Consider the following 16,919-nt stretch of genomic DNA (forward strand, 5'->3'; position numbering starts at 1 on the left):
TTATTACGTTCATCGCAGTGACAGTGGTTGAGATCACAGGCAAAAAAAAGTTTGAATCGATTGGTCGACGACCGACGACTGGTGGTAAATCCGCACCATTGACGCCGCTCAATGCCGCCCGTCGCGAGCGACCGATCTTTATAAAATTTTCCCGGACGCATCCGCTTCAGATGTCTGTGGGCGGCGCATTCGGCCAACCGTCGAATGAGTGACACCGTCTTTTAGGCCTGAGGAGATTCGTCATGTTCTTGCATAACAAACGACTTCAATACACCGTGCGTGTCGCCCAACCCAACCCGGGGTTGGCGAACCTTTTACTTGAGCAATTCGGCGGGGCGCAGGGTGAGCTGGCAGCCGCGTCCAGGTACTTCACTCAAGCATTGGCTGAAGATGATCCGGGAAGAAAAGATCTGCTGATGGACATTGCAACTGAGGAGCTCAGTCATCTTGAGATCGTCGGTTCGATCATTGTGATGCTCAACAAGGGCGCCAAGGGCCGCATGGCCGAAGGTGTGGAAGAAGAAGGCGAACTGTATCGCGCGATCAATGGCGCCGGTAACGACTCGCACATCACCAGCCTGCTATACGGGGCGGGTGCGCCACTGACCAACTCCGCTGGCGTGCCGTGGTCAGCCGCCTATGTCGACACCATTGGCGAGCCAACGGCCGATATGCGGTCCAACATTGCCGCCGAGGCACGCGCCAAGATTGTTTATGAACGGCTGATGAACATCACCGACGATCCAGGCGTGAAAGAGGCGCTGGGATTTCTCATGACCCGGGAAATCGCTCACCAACTGTCGTTTGAAAAAGCCTTGCACTCGATCCAGCCGAACTTCCCTCAAGGCAAGTTGCCCGGCATGCCTGAGTTCACCAACGTCTACTTCAACTTGTCCCAGGGCGAAGGCAGCACCCGCGGGCCATGGAACGAGGGTGAGGATTGGGAGTACGTGGAAGAGCCGATGCCCGCCGTCGATGGCGGGGACGGCAGCGCCAGTGTTCAGCTGAGCGAGGAGGAAGAAGGCCTGCTGCTGGACATGAAAGTACGGACGATGTCTGACCCGGACAGCGATCCCATCACCGGCGCCGATCTGGGGGCCGGTATGCAGGAAAAAGCCAATGCCTGACGGGATCACCGCACGCTGCTCAGGCGTGCGGCTCCTTTGTTTTTCCCACGTGTTGAGGTGAGCCCGATGATCTCTAAAACAAGCATTTCTTCTGCGGAGTCGGTGGAGGGTTTTTCGCGTCTGTTCAGTGCCACCGCGATGGCCTTCGAGCGAGACGCTTCACGGCTGTCGAGACAAATTCACACGGTGAACCCGAGAGCCACCCATAAGCGCTCCAATGGAAAATAGGTGTTCTCATGTCGGAGCATTCTTCACCGGTCAAAACGCCCTGGCACGCCTGGTTTGACATTGGGAAGAGCGGCCGTTGGCTGAGCCTGTTTTTCTGGTCAACCCTTGTGGGTGTCTGCGTTCTTTTGCTGATCAGCGGCTACAGCGCCTTCACCGGGGCTAACCGGGTCAACCTGCAGTATGCGTTCCTCGGTGGTCTCTCGGGGTTTGGCGCGACTGCGCTCGGTGCGATGGTGGCGGTGGTGTTGCGCGACATCGCCGCCCGGACCCAGGACATCATGCTGGGCTTCGCCGCCGGCATGATGCTCGCCGCCAGCTCGTTCTCCCTGATCCTCCCCGGCATTGCGGCGGCGCAGTCGATTTGCGGCAACAAGCTGCTGGCAGCGTGCGTCGTGGTCCTGGGGTTGGTGTTGGGCGTGGCACTGATGATCGGGCTGGATCGCTTTATCCCCCATGAGCACCAGAAGAGTGGACGCAAAGGCCCGGATGTCCAGCGCATTAATCGAGTCTGGCTGTTCGTTCTGGCGATCACGCTGCATAACTTGCCCGAGGGCATGGCCATCGGCGTCAGCTTTGCCACTGGCGATATGCAGGTGGGTTTGCCGCTGACCACGGCCATCGCCATCCAGGACATTCCCGAAGGACTGGCCATCGCGCTGGCGCTGCGCGTGACCGGTGTCTCGACACTACGAGCGGCGGTGATTGCCGTCGGATCAGGACTGATGGAGCCGTTAGGCGCCGTTGTCGGCCTCGGACTATCCACCAGTTTCGCCCTGGGTTACCCCGTAGCGTTAGGCCTCGCTGCCGGCGCGATGATTTTTGTCGTCTCCCATGAAGTCATTCCCGAGACCCATCGTAATGGCCACGAAACGCCCGCGACGTTGGGCCTGATGCTGGGCTTCGGGGTCATGATGTTTCTCGATACCGCGTTGGGTTGAACGCGGTTTTCGTATCGACCGTTCATGAGGACTGAATCTCCGTCCAGTCCAGCATGGCAGACTCGCGCCATTTCACCTGCGTGACCCCGTACCTCTCCGCTTGAGGTTTGGAGACGACTTTGAGCGGCGGCTTCCCCGGTTTTGGAATAGGCGCCAGTCCGGCATCACAACTCGCCCAGTGCCAGGCATCGGCATTGCTCATCGCCTTGGCCCGGATGATGAAAGACTTCGGCTCGCCATGGAGCTTGTACTCGATAACGAAGAGATCAGTGCGGTTCATGAGGCCCCCTCCTTTTGCTCATAGACAAAGGAGTGAGCGCGTCAAAAAAAATTCAAAGTGTTTAGCCGACCCTCTGAAGCGTTTGAATCAGGTGTCTTTTTCGTTCGGATTTGCACCTCTTGTCGGCGCTAGTGAACCTGCATCGAATCCTGTTGACCCAGCAGAAATAGCTCAGGGATTGCATTGCTATGAATTCGATGAACAGGCCATTGAGATTCGGCATTGAAGAGGAATACTTCGTCACTGATCTGGGCACTCGACGCATGTCCGAGCAGCCTCTTGGCGCTTCGATTGAAGCGTGCAAACAGGTGATGGGCGAGTGTTTCGCTTATGAGATGTTCCAGGGGCAAATCGAAGTGGCGTCCCCCATCTTCACCGGCCTTGCGCAGGCCGAGGAGTACCTTGTCAGTGCTCGCAAAAGACTGCGCTGCGCACTGGAATCTTTCGGCCTGGGACTGCTCTGCGCCGGGAGCCACCCGTTGGCCGACTGGCGTACGCAACAGGCCACTGAGCAGGATCATTTTCTTCAATTGTTTGAAGACTACCAGTGCGTGGCTCGGCGTAGCCTGTTATCCGGTTTGCACGTGCATGTTGAAATCGCCGGGCACCTGGATCGCATTCAGGTGATGAACGAAGTCTTGCCGTGGATGCCGTTGCTGCTGGCACTCAGCAGCTCTTCACCCTTTTGGGACGGCGCCGACAGCGGCTTTATGAGCTACCGGCAAACGGTGTGTGACGAGTGGCCGAGGATGGGCATACCGGAGTTCTTCGAGGACGAAGCGGCCTATGCCGCTTACGTCGCCTTGTTGATCCGTACCGGTACGATCAAGCAGGCCAGCGAATGCTGGTGGGGCGTTCGGCCTGCCGCCCGGTATCCGACCCTGGAATTACGCATGACGGACGCTTGCCCACGCGTGGACGACGCCCTGTGCATTGCCTCGTTGTTTCGATTGCTGGTCGCCTACGCCATGGATCAACCTCGGCCAGGCTCGGCCTATTCGCAAGCGTCCCAATGGCTACTCAAGGAAAATCGCTGGCGGGCCAAACGATTTGGCATCCATGGCTCATTCATCGTTGAAGGTTACGACCGGCCATTCTCTGCCGAGCAATGGCTGTTCCTGGCGCAGCAGATGCTGGGCGAAACAGCGCAGAAACTGCGCGTGGAAAACGTCTTTTCCCACGCTCGCCGAATGCTCCGGGACGGCACCAGTGCAGAGCGGCAGAGGCACGCCTACGCACGAGCCTTGCGCGGCGGAGCGGAGGTGCCTGCGGCTCTGTCGCAAGTCGTGGACCAATTGCTGATGGAAACGGCACAAGAGCCCTGTCACTCAGCCGCAACCCCAACCGTGTAGCAGCTGGCGAAGCCTGCGTCCGGCTGCGCAGCAGTCGTAAACCCTGCACGCACGGTATTCCTGATACACCGCATCGGCTGATTTTACGACTGCTGCGCAGCCGGACGCAGGCTTCGCCAGCTGCTACAGGATTGTGGGATGCTCATCCACCGCTGACTTTCCAGTGTTTGACGTCATCGGCGAAGACCATCTGCTGCATCTCATGAGCGATGCCATAGGCCAGGGATTCGTGGGCGGCGATGACTTTTTCTTCCGCTGAAAGGCAATGGAAAATATCCAGTTTGGTCTCTGCCTCAGCGGTTTCGAGGGTGAAAATCTGCACATAGCGCGCGAGGTCGTTGTCGAGGCTCGACAGGTACTCGCGCAAGCGTTGATGATCGACCGATTTCTGACTGAAATACCAGTTCATCGGGTGAATCAAAAAGCGCGCGTGAGGCGAAGTGATGCGCCGGTTTGCGGCCAAAAACATGATAATGCCCATCGATTCGATGTTGCCCGCATTAATAGCGCACAGCGGCACCGGCAATGACTTCAGGAAGGTGTAGAGCGTAAAACCGAAATTGGTGCTGCCACCACACGTCGACAGATTCAACAGCAGCGACGTAGCGCCCTGATCGATGGCTTCAAGACAACAATCCCTGAAACGCTCGGTCGTGCCCTGATCGATCTGGCAGTGAAAATGGACGATGTGTTCGGTCATTGACTGACCTCCCATTGCACAATGCACGCAGGATTCAAACGCTTTTATAGCCTAGTGAAAATCTGAACTCTTTTGAAAAATAATCCAATTGCAGGGTGATCGGCGGTGCCCCGGCCGTCAGTCGCTCGGGGCAGATTTTCCGGGAACTATCTGGCTCATTCCGCCCGTCCTGAGAGCGGCATTTTCTTTCAAACTTTCGATTTTTCATGACCTCGTAATTGTAGGCGAGCAACGCGCTCGTCCCTGAGAAAGAGGTGAACAAAAATGGCTAACACCGGAAACAACAACCCTGGAAACTTTGACAAAGACCGGGACAAGGCCTCGCAAGCTGGCAAGAAAGGCGGGGAGGCATCAGGCGGCAATTTTGCCAACGACCCACAACGGGCTTCTGAAGCGGGCCAAAAAGGTGGCATGGCTTCAGGCGGACAGCAGTCCAAAGACGCTGACCGTATGTCCGGCGGCGGTCAGGGCGCAGGACGCGGAGGCAGCTTTACCGACGACAGCGACAAAACCTCGCAGTCAGGCCAGAAAGGCGGCCAGGCTTCGGGCGGCCGGCAATCCACCGATGCGGATCAGTCGACCAGCGGCGGCCAGGGAAGTGGACGCGACGGTAACTTTGCCGACAAGGATAAAATGTCTGATGCAGGGCGCAAAGGAGGTGACCAAGGCCCTGATGGCGGACGTAAATCCTGATGCCGTGTGATTCACATCAAGCCCCGAGTTGTTTTCGGGGCTTGATTTTTAGCCTCATGAAGTCCTGCGCTTCGTGACATCAATGCCCTTTGACTTTCCTGATCCGTATCACAATAAGCGCAAGGATCGCGATCGCCAGCGGCGTCATGGCCAGCATGGCCTCCCGTGGGGCGATGTCGACGCCGAGCAAGTGCAGCCCTGAATAGCCGAGCTTCAGCAGGCTCAGCAGGTAGTAAGTGATGGCGATAATCGACAGGCCTTCGACGGCGCGCTGGATCTTGATCTGGGCATCGGCGCGGGCGTTCAGGCTTTTGAGGATTTCCGAGTTCTGTTCTTCCATTTCAACCTGAACCCGGGCTTGTAACAGATCGCCCAGGTTGGCCACGCTTTCGGCCAGGTGCTCCAGGCGCTGTTCGGTGGCGGTGCAGTACCTGACGGTCGGTTTGAAGCGGCGTTCGATGAACACCCCAAGGCGCTGGCAATCGCCTACGTGGCTTTCGCGCAGTTCGCCGAGGCGCTCGTACACCAATTGGGCATAGGCCTGAGTGGCACTGAAGCGGTGGCGGGTTTTCGCGGTGCTGCTGACCACTTGGGCTGACAGGTTGGAGATGTCCGCCAGCAGGGCTTTTGCGTTGCCGCCGTTGGCATGGGCGTTACGCTCGGAGAGGGTGACCAGGGTTTTGTCAAAGCCATCGAGTTGCGCGCTCAAGGTCTTGGCCGTGGTCAACGACAGCGAGGCCATCATGCGGTACGTCTCGATCTCCAGCAGACGGCGGATCATCCGCCCCTGGCGATAGGCATTGAGGCGCCGGTTGATGAACAACAAGTGGTTGCTGCCGTCCTCGCAGAGACGAAAGTCGCTCCAGACCACCGCATCGCCACCGCCCACGCAGGAACCGCACGGGTCCTTGAAACCGTAGCCGGCGATGTCCAGGCCGGCTTCGCCACGCACGACGATCTGCGCCGAGTTGATCAGCTGCGGCAAATACGCTTCGACCTTTTGCGCCAGCACCTCTGGCAGTGATGTCCAGGACAGGTCATTGCTCGATGAAGTGACGACGAGGGTGAGGGTGAAGAACTCGGCGTGGCGTTCCCACTTCAGTGCGTGGCCATTGAGCTCGGTAATACCTTGGGCGGCGGTCAGGTCGAAGGTGGCAGGGCAGCAGTCCTGAAGGAGCGTGTTGCACGCTTGCTCGCCGCCGAGAAAGGCCAGATGAAACACATGGGCCGGCTCATCGAAATACAGTGACGGGCGTGCGTGCAGTTCGTTGTGCAGGGTTTGTCTTTGCGGATGCATGCTGTTCAGGCCAGGTTGGTTTTTTGTTCTTGGCGCTTGCGATCAATGCCCACTCGGGAGCTCGCCTGCGGTGTTCAGGCAGTGATCGATGGCTGTTGTTGGTGGGACAGGTGGCCGATCTCGCGAGTCACTACCAGTGATCGATACTTTTGCTTTCAACAACGATTAGGGCGGGACCCCGACGTGATGCGACTCACGTCGGGGGTGTCGTCGATTTAACAGACCTTCCAGTCAGCGTTCTGCTCGAAGGCATAGGCCGCGCGGTATAGGTCGGCTTCGGCGAAATGTTTGCCCACCAGCTGCAAACCGATCGGCAGGCCATCGCGTGTGGCACAGGGGAGTGAAAGGGCCGGGTGTCCGGTGACATCGAAGCCGCAGGTGTTGGCGAGCATCTCGAAACTGCGCCCCAGGTAGTCCGCCAGTGGCGCATCGGCTGGCGGTAGTGGCGTGGCTTTGAGGGGGAGTGTGGGCATAAGCAGCAGATCGTGGCGGGTCAGTATCTCGTCGTAGGCCAGGCGCAGCTTGCGCCCGAGATTCTGCGCCTTGCCGTAAAAGCGCCCATGGTAGTGGCGGCTGAAATACTCGCCCAGGATCATGGTGGTCTTGACCGTATCGGGTAGATCATCCGCTCGATGTCGCCAGCTCGCATGGTGCTCCATCATGTCGGTCAGGTAGAGCCCCCGCCAGTTGAAGCCGTGGCTGTTGCCCAGCATCATCTGCTGGGTGGCGCCTTCGGCGGCGATTGCCAGCCAGATGGCTGGACCCAACAGGTGCATGGGCAAGGACACTTCTTCGACCGTCGCGCCCTGAGCGCGGAACACTTCGCAGGCCTGACGTACCGCCTGGTCGACATCGGTCTCAGAGTTGGCATGGCCAAAGCCTTCCTTGAGCACCGCTATCTTCAGCCCTGTAATGCCACGCGCCAGACCCTCGGTGTAGCGCGCAGTCCTGGTCCCGGCCAATTGACGCGGATCGAGCCCGTCGACGCCGGCCATTGCTTCGAGCATCAGGGCGTTGTCCTGCACCGTCCGGGTAATGGGGCCCAGGTGATCAAGGGTACTTTCTATCGGCATTGCGCCGGTATACGGCACCAGGCCGTGGGTCGGTTTCATCCCATACACGCCGCAGAAAGAGGCGGGTATGCGCACTGATCCGCCCTGATCGCTGCCCACCGCCAAGTCGACTTCACCGGCGGCGACCAACGCTGCACAGCCCGAGGACGAACCGCCAGCGGAGTAGCCCGGACGCAGCGGGTTGTGCACCGGACCGCTGGCCGACGTGTGCGATCCCCCGGAAAAGCACAGGGCTTCACAGACAGCCTTGCCCGCGACGCTGGCACCGGCATCCAGCAGGCGTGTCACGACCGTCGCATCGACCTCGGGCCGATAGCCATCGAGGGTAAATGATCCGTTGAGCATGGGCAGGCCGGCGACGGCAATGTTGTCTTTGATCACCAGCGTTTTTCCAGATAACGGACCCGCGCTGTTGCCCTGGATATGCGCCTGGCACTGCCACGCACCGAGACGGTTCTGCTCGGTGCTCGGGACGTGACCGGCCGACCGTGGGTAAGTGACCTCCGGAAGGAAGTCGGCCTGTTGGTCAAGCACGTCATAGGCGTCGAAATTGGCTTGCAGTACGGAGTGATAATCGTCGAGTTGTCTGGCCGTCAGGCGAATGCCCAGGCGGTTGGCAATCGCGCCGAGTTCGTCGGTGTTGGGTCGAATAACAGACATGTTGCGTCCTCGCTGTAAAAAGGGAGTTTTCAGGCCTTGAGCAGGTAGCTGCCGAACAAGTCCACCACCACGGTGCCCGCGTCTGCGGCATCGCCCCACAGTTCCTGGGTGGTGAAGAGCACGTGGTAGGTCGGCTCGCTTGCGCTTGGCTGGCCGTGACCGACCGTGTCGGGAAACGGCCATGCATGAGTCGTGCGGTGCACGACAACCCCATACTTGCCCCGTACATAGCCGGGCATGCGCACATGACCGTCGACATACTCGTCGCGAACGCGTACCCGATCGCCGTTCCGGAACGGGATGGCTGGCGGGTGGGCGGCGCGTCCGGGGCCGAGCGGCAGCGCCAGCGGGTACGCACCGGCGGCGAGTTCTTCAAGGCGCTGCTGGGTGATGGCGCCTTTTTCGACAAACAGCGAGGCGACACCCACGATAATTCGATCGTAGTAGCTGGACGCGAGGTATTGCCTCGGCTCCATTCGCTCGATCGCGTGGCGCAGCTCATCCACATTGAACAGTCCCAGCTCCCCGGCACCGAGGAACAGGAGACTGTAGCCAAGGTGTTCCCAGTCTTCATGGAACACCGGTTTGTAACTCAGCGAGTTGGCGCTGTGCTGCACGCGCCCAAATCCCTGAACGCCGCCCAAATCATGGATGCCATCCATCATTGCTTCACTCGCGGCTGCTGGGTGGGGGCGCCGGGGCGTGCGATGCCGATCAGCACATCCTTGGTGACGAGCGCGGCAAGCTGTTCTTCAGTCCAGTCCTCGGTGCCGGACGGGCGGAAGGGCAGCACCATGTAGCGGGTTTCCGCGCTGGTGTCCCAGACCCGGATTTCGACCTCGTCCGGCAAATCCAGGCCCATCTCGCGAAGTACCGTTCGCGACTCCCTCACGACGCGGGAGCGGTATTCGAAGCTTTTGTACCAGTCAGGTGGCAGGCCGAGGACCGGCCAGGCCGTGCACGAGCACAAGGTGCAGACGATGACGTTTTGCAGGGCTGGCGTATTTTCCAGTGCCACGATGTACTCACCTTGTACGCCGGTGTAACCGAACTGCGCGCAGGCCGCGGTGCCATCGCTCAGTAGCAGCTCGCGGTAGTGCGGATCGACCCAGGCCCTGGCGACGACGCGTGCGCCATTGGCAGGGTCGAAATCGTTTTGCATGATCTCGGTGAATTTCTCGACATACCCTTCTGGAACCAATGCGCGTTCCTCAAGGGCGTTTTTCAGGGCGACGGCGCGTACGGCAGCCGAAGCCTGCGCGTTATTGGAGTGGTCGTTCATGATCGTTATCCTCTTGACGATACCGGGTCTCAGCTGTGCTGCATCAGGCCGGTCTCGGCGTGGCAATTGATGTACTCGTAAAGCTGATCTTCGGCGCGCAGGACGCTGACCTCGTGATAGCCCTTCCACTTGAGCTCGCCCCCCAGTTCCTGAACGATCTTCATGAAGGTGCCAAATATCTCGATGTGCGTCGGATGGGATTCGGACCAGCGCTCCAGGTGCGCCAGCGAGCGCCAGTGGCTGACTGAAAAGGTTTTCTCCAGCCTTTGCCCGTTGGCGTTCAGATGCTGCATATAACGGTTGCTGTAACAGCCCACTGGCAGACCGTCATCGCGCAAGAATTCCATGCCGGCTCGCAGCGCCGGTTCCATCTGGTTCAGGTACAGGTCACGTTCGGTTCCTTCGGTTTCACTCCAGTCCTGGCCCGAACGAATGACCACCAGATTCTCGTGGCCCTTGATCACTTTTCGACGTGAAGCCAGGGTGGCCTCGAGCTGGCCGGTTGGGGACATGGGGTCGGTCTGGGACAAAGGGATTCGGTCGCGCATTGAGCCCCAGTAGCCGTGTTCCTGAATTTCGTCACTGCGCGAACCCATGACCAGACCGATCCCTTCCAGGTCATTGGGCATGGCGAAGAAGGTTTCAAAACGTTCGACGCCCGGGGTCAGGATTTCCCGGAAATATCCCAGGCCGTCGCTGCCCAGTGCGTCGCTGTCCCACCATTGCGAGACCTGTTCACTGGACTGCCAGCGGAGGAAGGACTGAGGACTATCCCAATAGGCGATGGCAATCATGTTGTCGTAGCCGGCGGCGTCGACGTAGTGAGTGATGTCGTGATGGCCCGGTCCGTCGGCGAGACCGAAATGCTGCACGATGTTGCGCAGTGCCGCGCAGGCTGGACCCAGGTAATGCTCGCCCTTTGACTGGACGCCGAAATAGGCCATGACCACTTGCTCGACCGAGCCATCGGCGCGGCCTACCCAGCCGGGGTAGGGCGGTGTGTAATCATCTTCAATCCGCCGGGCACGAGACCGAGGGCACATCAGGTGTTTATCAATCGCGGATTCCATACGTTGCTCTCTTTTTATTCAGGCCATTGGCATGCCAACTGCACGTAACCGGTGCAAGTGGGCGGGTGCTTGTTTGAAGGAGGGAAGGGCGTCAAAACACCCGCGCATAACGCAGGTTCATGCGAAAGTCCTCTTTGGGACCGTTCTCGACCGAGAGATCCCGGCCTAGCTGGAGCTGGAGTTGATCCTGGGGCGTGACGAATCGGGTGGCGGTCAAACGAATGTTGGTGGTGCGCATCGCATCATCGCGCTCGACCCGATCAACCTCGGTTTCCCCACCCCAGATGTGCCCGAAACCCACGGCGAAAGAGGTGGCGGGATCCGGCATGTAGCGAGTCATGACCTGCGCGCTGTAGGAGGTTTTTTGCTTGAGCACCGCGGAGCTGGCGCCGTAGGCGTCGTTATCGCCATACCAGATCGCATCGCCCACCAGGTCCACCGCCCACTTGTCGAGAAAGTGCTTGATGTAGGCGCCCTGAAAGTCGACTTTCCAGCGGTTTTCACCGAGGTTGATCGGCTCGTTCTTGTCGTAGGTACCGCTGGGTACATAGAGGTAGGCGTTGGCGCTGAGGGTGTCTCGGGCACTGTTGAGGAGCACCTTGATCGGCGCCGTCAGGATGAGGTCGCCGGTGCCGCTGGCGTCGCCGAGCGCCGAGGCGCTGCCATGGCCGGAAAGCTGACCGAACGGCAGCAGGAACTGCGGGTCGATGGTCACCGATTCGCTCAGTTGGTAGACATGCAGCAACCGCAGAATGCCGATATCGGATGTCAGGTTGAAATCCGAAATCGCCTGGTGGCCGTTGGATCGCCACGAGTCGGTGGTTGCATGCTGGTAATAGACCGCCCCGATCGTCGCCCCTATCGGGTATTGCTCGTAGTCACCCGGTGCCACTTCCACCGCCAGGGTGGCGAACGATGTCCCTATCAGGATCAACCCCAGCAATACGGACTTTTTCTGTCGCACTAGCCACGCTTTAACTTTGCTCATTGTCTGTCGCCTATTGTTGATTGTCCCTTCGTAGGGGGACATTTAAGGAACTTGCCTTGCGGGGTGTTCACCCGTGGCTCAAGGATGCGGCGGTCAGGAATTGGCTTCTTGGCTATGCGGGAACAAAAAGTTTTCTCAGGCGGCCCTTTGGTCGCTGTTGGTGGCGAAGCGATCGGGGAGTGAGGTAAGAAGTGTTCCAGGGTTTGAGAAAACGTTTGATGCAGAGGTTGCTTCGTTAGGCCCACGGATGTGCCTGGTATGGGGTCATTCCAAAATCACTTCCGCAGGAAGGGGGCTTCGCAGATGGGTAAGCAACAGGAAGGGGGCTTGAAGGGATGGGGGGCAAGTGCCGTTGACCTGAGTGGCGGCAGTCAGGTGCCGGTAACCAATTGGTCTTGCGAACACATCGACGTCGCCACCCAAAGCGGTTCCACGTCCGAGCGAGTGGATTATTGGCGAGAAATGATTCTGCGGATGTTTGCCGACGTCGAAATCGGCGCTGTCCCGAACCCGGCGTTCTTCGGCAAAGTCAGGTCGCAGAAGTGCGAGCTATTGCGCATCAGTGACGTCAGTGCAGCGGCTCAGGCCGTCAACCGTCGTCACCTGCAACCAAGGTCGCGGGACGAAGACAAATACTTTGCGGTGTTGATGCTCGAGGGGACCGAGCAGTTGGAACAGGACGGAAACAGGGCAATTATCGGGCCCGGGGATTTCGCCATTTATGATGCAACACGCCCGCATCAACTGAGCTTTGCCAATGATTGGCGGCAGATCATCGTGAGCGTGCCAAGGCCCGGCCTGAATCAACTGGTGGTGGGAATGGAAAGCCGGATGGCGACGCGAGTCTCCATGGACAATCCGGTCGGCCGCGTCATGCGCCTGTTCCTGGAGAGTGTGACCTCACAAATTGGCCAGTTCTCTGCCACCGAGATGATCAAGTTGTCGGAGTCGGCCACCAATCTGATTGCGCTGACGCTGGGTAACTTGCAAACCCTGTACCCTGAACACTCGCGCAACCAGGCCCTGACCTTGATGCGGGTGAAGGTTTTTGTAAACGACAACCTGCGTGATCCGACACTCAATGCCCAACAGGTCTCGCTGGGCACAGGTCTTTCAGCGCGTTACATCAATAAGCTGTTTGAACATGAAGGTTCTTCGCTGATGCGCTACCTGTTGCGTCGTCGCCTGGAACGTTGCAGCGCTGATCTGTTGAACCCGGCCAACGCCACGTTGCGGATCTCCGACATCGCTTTTCGTTGGGGCTTCAATGACCTTTCGCACTTCAGCCGGGTGTTTCGTGGGGTCTATGGTCATGCACCCAGGGACTGGCGCGAGATTCAGCTTCGGCGGTAGCCGTTTTCAGCCACAACACCTACTGTGTAGCAGCAGGCCTCGCTAGCGGCTACACAGATCGCGTTATGGTTTTTCGCTCCGTGCGTCAGGTGCGCTCAACCAAATTCTTGCATCGCATCCAGCAGCGCCTCACGAAAATACGTTTTCGATGCCCGATCACAAAGGATGTGAAACCCCGGCTGTTGCGCGGTGCTGGAGTTGATCACGATCACATTGATGCGTGCCGCCGAGGTTTGCGCCACCGCACCGGCGCCGAACGCCAGTGGGCTCAAGTCGACGCCGCAGAGCTTGGCCATGACCTCGGCCAGGTGTTCGCCGCTCAGTTGGAAACAGGCATGGCTGTCCTGGCGCGGCAGCAGGTAGTTGGCCTGGTGGTCGAGCTCCCAACGGGCTTCTTCATCGGCGATGCGCTTGCCTAGGTCCGAGGGGCTGCCCAGCAGCAGGTACTCGGTCTGGGACAGGCGTACGACGTGGCTACCATCGGCCTGGACGACGGCGCGATTGGGGGCGTCCGGCAGGACAAAATTGCGGGCTTGCAGGTACGCGGCGCTGTGTGCGCCACGAAAACCCACCCGAGGCAGGTCAGTCAGATCCGTCAGGGTGCAGCTCGGCAATGGCGCGAGCGCGTGTTGCCCGACGCTGTGTTGTTCTCTCAGGCTGGTCATGGCTTAAAGCTCCTGCCGTTGGTTGTCGGGATCGAAGAAGGGCAGCTTCACCACCTCGGCCTGGAGCAGAATGCCGCCCTCGACACGGATCGGAATGCGCTGGCCGGGTTGGCTCTGGTCGATGTCGGCGTAGGCCAGTCCGATGATTTTCCCCAGGGTGGCGGAATACTCGCAGGAGGTGACGCTGCCGCTGATGTCGGGGCCGTTGAGCACCAAATGGCCTTCAAGCGGTTGCAGACTGCCCTTGGGCAGGGCGAAACCCACCAATTTGCGTTTCAGCGGTTGGGCTTCGAGGATGTCCACCGAGCGGCGGCCGACGAAAAACGGCTTGGTGCGACTGACCGCCCAACCCATGTCGATTTCCGCCGGGTGAGTCATGCCGTCGGTGTCCTGGCTGATGATCACGTGGCCTTTTTCCAGGCGCAGCAGGCGCTGGGTTTCGACGCCGAAAGGACGAATGTCGTGAGCCTTGCCGGCCTCCATCAGCGCATCCCAAAGCATGAGGCCGTGGCGCGCAGGAACGTGGATTTCATACCCCAGTTCGCCGACGAAACCGACCCGCAGCAAGCGCGCCTTGATCCCGGCGACCGTGCCCTGACGCACGCCCAGATAAGGGAATCCTTCGGCGCTCAGATCGAGATCGCTACAGACTTTTTCCAGCACTTTTCGCGAGTCCGGCCCGGCGACGTTGACCGCGCAGATGGCGGCGGTGACGTTGGCGACGTCCACGTCCAGGCGCCACTGCGCATTCCACTTGAGCATCTGCTGATAGATCCGGTCGACACCGCTGGTGGTGGCCGTGACGTAGAAGTGGTTTTCGGCAAACCGCGCGCAGACGCCATCGTCGATCACCACCCCGTGCTCATTGGTCATCAACGCATAACGGGAACGGCCGATCGGTTGCTTGAGGAAGGCAAAGGTGTACATCCGGTTGAGCAGTTCGGCAGCGTCCGGGCCGCGCACATCCAGGCCACCGAGGGTCGAGACGTCGATGAGGCCGACCTTGTTGCGCACGTGCAGGGCTTCGGCTTGCATGCAGGCCTCGCGGTCCTTGGCGCTGCCGTAATAGGCCGGGCGCTGCCAGATGCCGGCGGGCATCATCTTCGCCCCGGCTTGCAGGTGGCGCGCGTGCATCGGCGTTTGCCGGTACGGGTCGAAGGCACGGCCGGCGACATGCGCCAGTTTCTCCGCGACGAAGGGCGGTCGTGCCGTGGTCACACCGGTTTCGCTGATGTTGCGTTGGGTCGCCCAAGCCACCAGGCGTGCGGTCGGCAGCGCCGAGTGACGGCCCTGGGACGGGCCCATGCCGACGGTGGAGTAACGCTTGACCAGTTGCACGTCGCGATAACCGATGCGGGTGGCGTTGACGATATCGGCCACTTGCAAGTCCTCGTCGAAGTCGACGAAGTCCTTGCCCTTGGGGTGAGGGAAGATCGGCCAATTGAAGTTGACCCGGGCTTCTGCAGCGAAAGGCGCACGCTGGGTGCCAACCTCAAGGCCCAGGGCGAGCGCCGCATCGGCACCGGCGTTGACGCTATCGGCGATGACGTTGTCCAGTCCATGGCGGCCATTGACCGAGCCTGCGACCGAAAGGTTGTTTGGCAGCCCGCTGAGGGTGAACTCGGCACGCTGGTCGTCGTAGGCGAGTTTGCCGCCGGCCTGGCACAGCAGTTGATAGACCGGCATGTAACCGGCGGACATGCACAGCAAGTCGCAGTCCAGTTGTAGAGCACTATCGGCAACCTCACCTTGCGCGGTGATTTTGCGGATGTCGACGCCAGTGACATGACGCATCCCTTTTTCGTGCAGGGCTTCGTACACCGTGCTGTTGCTCAGGCAACGGATCTTGCGTTGCGCCAACGCACCGAACAGCGAGGTATTTGCCGGCGCATGACGCAGGTCCACCACTGCCGCCACTTCTACCCCTTGATCATGCAAATCGAGCGCTGCGAGGTAACCGTCATCGTTGCCGGTCAGCACCACCGCGCGCTTGCCGGGTTTGACCGCATACAGTTTCATCAAGCGTTGCGCGGCGCTGGTGAGCATCACGCCGGGCAAGTCGTTGTTGCGAAAAATCACCGGTTGATCGAAGGAACCGCTGCACACCAGGCACTGGAGGGCGCGCACTTTATACATGCGTTTGCCCTGGATCACTGGCAGGTAATTGTCGGTGAACCAGGCGTTGCAGGTGGCGTCGGTGAGGATCTGGATGTTGGCGTGCTGTTGCACCGCTGCGAGCAATTCGCGGCGCAGGGATTCAGCTCTTTTACCGTCGATATCGAACCGGGCATAGGTCAGCGAACCGCCGAGAATCGGCTGCTGTTCAATGAGCAAAACCTTGGCTCCAGCGTTGGCTGCTGTCAGCGCCGCGTGCAGCCCGGCAGGTCCGGCGCCAATCACCGCGACATCGGTGAACAGGTAAGCCTTGTCGTAGTACTCGGGCTGGAACTTCAAGTCGAGTACACCGAGCCCGGCTTTTTTTCGAATGATCGGTTCCCAGACTTTCCACATGCCTTTGGGCTTGTAGAAAGAGCGGTAGTAGAAACCCACCGGCATGAATTTGGAGAACTTGCCGAGGTAGGCGTCCTTGTCGTTGTCCAGCGAGCCGTTGACGTTTTGCGCAGTGACCTGCAAACCGGCGGACAGCGCGTGAGCATCGGCCAGCACATTGGGTTCTTCAGGCAATTGCACCAGGCTGTTGGCGTCCTGGCCGGCCATGGTCAGCGGGCCGCGCGGGCGATGGTATTTAAACGAACGGGAGATCAGGAAGCGCCCGTTGGCCAACAGGGCGCTGGCAATGCTGTCGCCTTGCAAGCCTTGATAACGTTCACCATCGAAACTGAAATCCAGTGACTGATCACGGTCGATCAGCAGGCCCATGGGGGCGGGTAGGCGGTTCATCCTGCGATCTCCTTGGCGGCGGCGGTGAATTCGACACGGGTGCTGAAGAGCTCTTTGGGATCGAAGGTACGCAGGATTTCATCGGTGACGGTGTGCCGCTCCGCGAGAAACCAGTAACTGGAAGGCGTGTGCATCCACCACTCACGTACGACGCCGGCGAGGTTGTCGGTGTTGAACACATAGTCGGCCCATTCGCCGTCGCTGCATGTCAGCGGGTCGGGAATGGGTTTGAATTCACCGCCATAGGTGAACTCGCTGATATTGCGCGGCCCGTTGAGCGGGCAATTCATGATTTTCATGGTCTGCTCTCCG

Annotated in this window: 16 protein-coding genes; 5 read left to right on the top strand and 11 right to left on the bottom strand. The window is 59.6% G+C overall.

All coding sequences use genetic code 11. From position 1 onward, the window contains the following. The first annotated feature begins 242 nt into the window (after positions 1-242). Both ACA057_RS13445 and ACA057_RS13450 read left to right on the top strand, forming a co-directional pair. Positions 243-1,127, top strand: coding sequence for a manganese catalase family protein (locus tag ACA057_RS13445; RefSeq protein ID WP_497349054.1), 885 nt, complete (start codon positions 243-245; stop codon positions 1,125-1,127). Between the two features lie 236 nt (positions 1,128-1,363). Continuing rightward, positions 1,364-2,293: a ZIP family metal transporter gene (locus tag ACA057_RS13450; protein WP_497349056.1), complete on the top strand. Its 930-nt coding sequence runs from the start codon at positions 1,364-1,366 to the stop codon at positions 2,291-2,293. A gap of 22 nt (positions 2,294-2,315) precedes the next feature. Here ACA057_RS13450 and ACA057_RS13455 read toward each other — a convergent pair whose 3' ends face one another. Next, positions 2,316-2,573: a DUF6555 family protein gene (locus ACA057_RS13455; protein WP_497349058.1), complete on the bottom strand. Its 258-nt coding sequence runs from the start codon at positions 2,571-2,573 to the stop codon at positions 2,316-2,318. 197 nt (positions 2,574-2,770) lie between these two features. Between ACA057_RS13455 and ACA057_RS13460 the strand changes: the two genes are divergently transcribed. After that, the gene (locus ACA057_RS13460; protein WP_497349890.1) at positions 2,771-3,925 is read left to right on the top strand and encodes a carboxylate-amine ligase; all 1,155 of its coding nucleotides are present in this window, start codon (positions 2,771-2,773) and stop codon (positions 3,923-3,925) included. A 142-nt stretch (positions 3,926-4,067) separates the two neighbouring features. Here the strand turns inward: ACA057_RS13460 and ACA057_RS13465 are convergent, their stop codons facing one another. After that, positions 4,068-4,625 carry an ATP-dependent Clp protease proteolytic subunit gene (locus tag ACA057_RS13465; RefSeq protein WP_497349060.1) on the bottom strand — a complete coding sequence of 186 codons (558 nt, stop codon included), beginning with the start codon at positions 4,623-4,625 and terminating at the stop codon, positions 4,068-4,070. Between the two features lie 264 nt (positions 4,626-4,889). On the opposite strand from ACA057_RS13465, the gene ACA057_RS13470 reads away from it, so the two are divergent. Further along, positions 4,890-5,318 (top strand): con-10 family general stress protein, encoded by a 429-nt coding sequence (locus tag ACA057_RS13470; RefSeq protein ID WP_497349062.1) that lies wholly within the window; start codon positions 4,890-4,892, stop codon positions 5,316-5,318. A gap of 79 nt (positions 5,319-5,397) precedes the next feature. Here ACA057_RS13470 and ACA057_RS13475 read toward each other — a convergent pair whose 3' ends face one another. From ACA057_RS13475 to ACA057_RS13500, 6 genes are all read right to left on the bottom strand, one after another. Continuing rightward, the gene (locus tag ACA057_RS13475; RefSeq protein WP_497349064.1) at positions 5,398-6,615 is read right to left on the bottom strand and encodes a DUF3422 domain-containing protein; all 1,218 of its coding nucleotides are present in this window, start codon (positions 6,613-6,615) and stop codon (positions 5,398-5,400) included. A gap of 215 nt (positions 6,616-6,830) precedes the next feature. Next, positions 6,831-8,348 (bottom strand): amidase, encoded by a 1,518-nt coding sequence (locus ACA057_RS13480; RefSeq protein ID WP_497349066.1) that lies wholly within the window; start codon positions 8,346-8,348, stop codon positions 6,831-6,833. 29 nt (positions 8,349-8,377) lie between these two features. Beyond that, a complete protein-coding gene (locus tag ACA057_RS13485) occupies positions 8,378-9,010 on the bottom strand; it encodes an SH3-like domain-containing protein (RefSeq protein ID WP_497349068.1) in 633 nt (210 codons plus the stop codon). Next, complete coding sequence (nthA, locus tag ACA057_RS13490; RefSeq protein WP_497349070.1) at positions 9,010-9,630, bottom strand: nitrile hydratase subunit alpha; 621 nt, start codon at positions 9,628-9,630, stop codon at positions 9,010-9,012. The genes ACA057_RS13485 and nthA overlap by 1 nt, the downstream gene beginning before the upstream one ends. Positions 9,631-9,659: 29 nt before the next feature. Continuing rightward, the gene (locus tag ACA057_RS13495) at positions 9,660-10,700 is read right to left on the bottom strand and encodes a phenylacetaldoxime dehydratase family protein (RefSeq protein ID WP_497349072.1); all 1,041 of its coding nucleotides are present in this window, start codon (positions 10,698-10,700) and stop codon (positions 9,660-9,662) included. 91 nt (positions 10,701-10,791) lie between these two features. Beyond that, on the bottom strand, positions 10,792-11,688 hold the full coding sequence (locus ACA057_RS13500; protein ID WP_497349074.1) for a transporter: 897 nt from the start codon (positions 11,686-11,688) through the stop codon (positions 10,792-10,794). 303 nt (positions 11,689-11,991) lie between these two features. Here ACA057_RS13500 and ACA057_RS13505 point away from each other — a divergent pair, with 303 nt between their 5' ends. After that, positions 11,992-13,041 carry an AraC-like ligand-binding domain-containing protein gene (locus ACA057_RS13505; protein ID WP_497349076.1) on the top strand — a complete coding sequence of 350 codons (1,050 nt, stop codon included), beginning with the start codon at positions 11,992-11,994 and terminating at the stop codon, positions 13,039-13,041. Positions 13,042-13,136: 95 nt separating this feature from the next. On the opposite strand, the gene ACA057_RS13510 is transcribed toward ACA057_RS13505, so the two are convergent. From ACA057_RS13510 to ACA057_RS13520, 3 genes are read right to left on the bottom strand one after another with little or no spacing between them, the layout of a single operon-like run. Then, the gene (locus ACA057_RS13510) at positions 13,137-13,706 is read right to left on the bottom strand and encodes a sarcosine oxidase subunit gamma (protein ID WP_497349078.1); all 570 of its coding nucleotides are present in this window, start codon (positions 13,704-13,706) and stop codon (positions 13,137-13,139) included. A gap of 3 nt (positions 13,707-13,709) precedes the next feature. Further along, entirely contained in the window at positions 13,710-16,607 is a 2,898-nt protein-coding gene (locus ACA057_RS13515) for a 2Fe-2S iron-sulfur cluster-binding protein (RefSeq protein WP_497349080.1), read from the bottom strand. After that, on the bottom strand, positions 16,604-16,906 hold the full coding sequence (locus tag ACA057_RS13520) for a sarcosine oxidase subunit delta (protein ID WP_497349082.1): 303 nt from the start codon (positions 16,904-16,906) through the stop codon (positions 16,604-16,606). The genes ACA057_RS13515 and ACA057_RS13520 overlap by 4 nt, the downstream gene beginning before the upstream one ends. Positions 16,907-16,919: the final 13 nt, after the last annotated feature.

This window comes from Pseudomonas sp. LBUM1661 (assembly GCF_059695925.1).

Bases quoted from the DNA above. Each gene is read 5' to 3' on its own strand.
- ACA057_RS13445 (WP_497349054.1), top strand. From the start codon at position 243: ATGTTCTTGCATAACAAACGACTTCAATACACCGTGCGTGTCGCCCAA.
- ACA057_RS13450 (WP_497349056.1), top strand. From the start codon at position 1,364: ATGTCGGAGCATTCTTCACCGGTCAAAACGCCCTGGCACGCCTGGTTT.
- ACA057_RS13455 (WP_497349058.1), bottom strand. From the start codon at position 2,573: ATGAACCGCACTGATCTCTTCGTTATCGAGTACAAGCTCCATGGCGAG.
- ACA057_RS13460 (WP_497349890.1), top strand. From the start codon at position 2,771: ATGAACAGGCCATTGAGATTCGGCATTGAAGAGGAATACTTCGTCACT.
- ACA057_RS13465 (WP_497349060.1), bottom strand. From the start codon at position 4,625: ATGACCGAACACATCGTCCATTTTCACTGCCAGATCGATCAGGGCACG.
- ACA057_RS13470 (WP_497349062.1), top strand. From the start codon at position 4,890: ATGGCTAACACCGGAAACAACAACCCTGGAAACTTTGACAAAGACCGG.
- ACA057_RS13475 (WP_497349064.1), bottom strand. From the start codon at position 6,615: ATGCATCCGCAAAGACAAACCCTGCACAACGAACTGCACGCACGCCCG.
- ACA057_RS13480 (WP_497349066.1), bottom strand. From the start codon at position 8,348: ATGTCTGTTATTCGACCCAACACCGACGAACTCGGCGCGATTGCCAAC.
- ACA057_RS13485 (WP_497349068.1), bottom strand. From the start codon at position 9,010: ATGGATGGCATCCATGATTTGGGCGGCGTTCAGGGATTTGGGCGCGTG.
- nthA (WP_497349070.1), bottom strand. From the start codon at position 9,630: ATGAACGACCACTCCAATAACGCGCAGGCTTCGGCTGCCGTACGCGCC.
- ACA057_RS13495 (WP_497349072.1), bottom strand. From the start codon at position 10,700: ATGGAATCCGCGATTGATAAACACCTGATGTGCCCTCGGTCTCGTGCC.
- ACA057_RS13500 (WP_497349074.1), bottom strand. From the start codon at position 11,688: ATGAGCAAAGTTAAAGCGTGGCTAGTGCGACAGAAAAAGTCCGTATTG.
- ACA057_RS13505 (WP_497349076.1), top strand. From the start codon at position 11,992: ATGGGTAAGCAACAGGAAGGGGGCTTGAAGGGATGGGGGGCAAGTGCC.
- ACA057_RS13510 (WP_497349078.1), bottom strand. From the start codon at position 13,706: ATGACCAGCCTGAGAGAACAACACAGCGTCGGGCAACACGCGCTCGCG.
- ACA057_RS13515 (WP_497349080.1), bottom strand. From the start codon at position 16,607: ATGAACCGCCTACCCGCCCCCATGGGCCTGCTGATCGACCGTGATCAG.
- ACA057_RS13520 (WP_497349082.1), bottom strand. From the start codon at position 16,906: ATGAAAATCATGAATTGCCCGCTCAACGGGCCGCGCAATATCAGCGAG.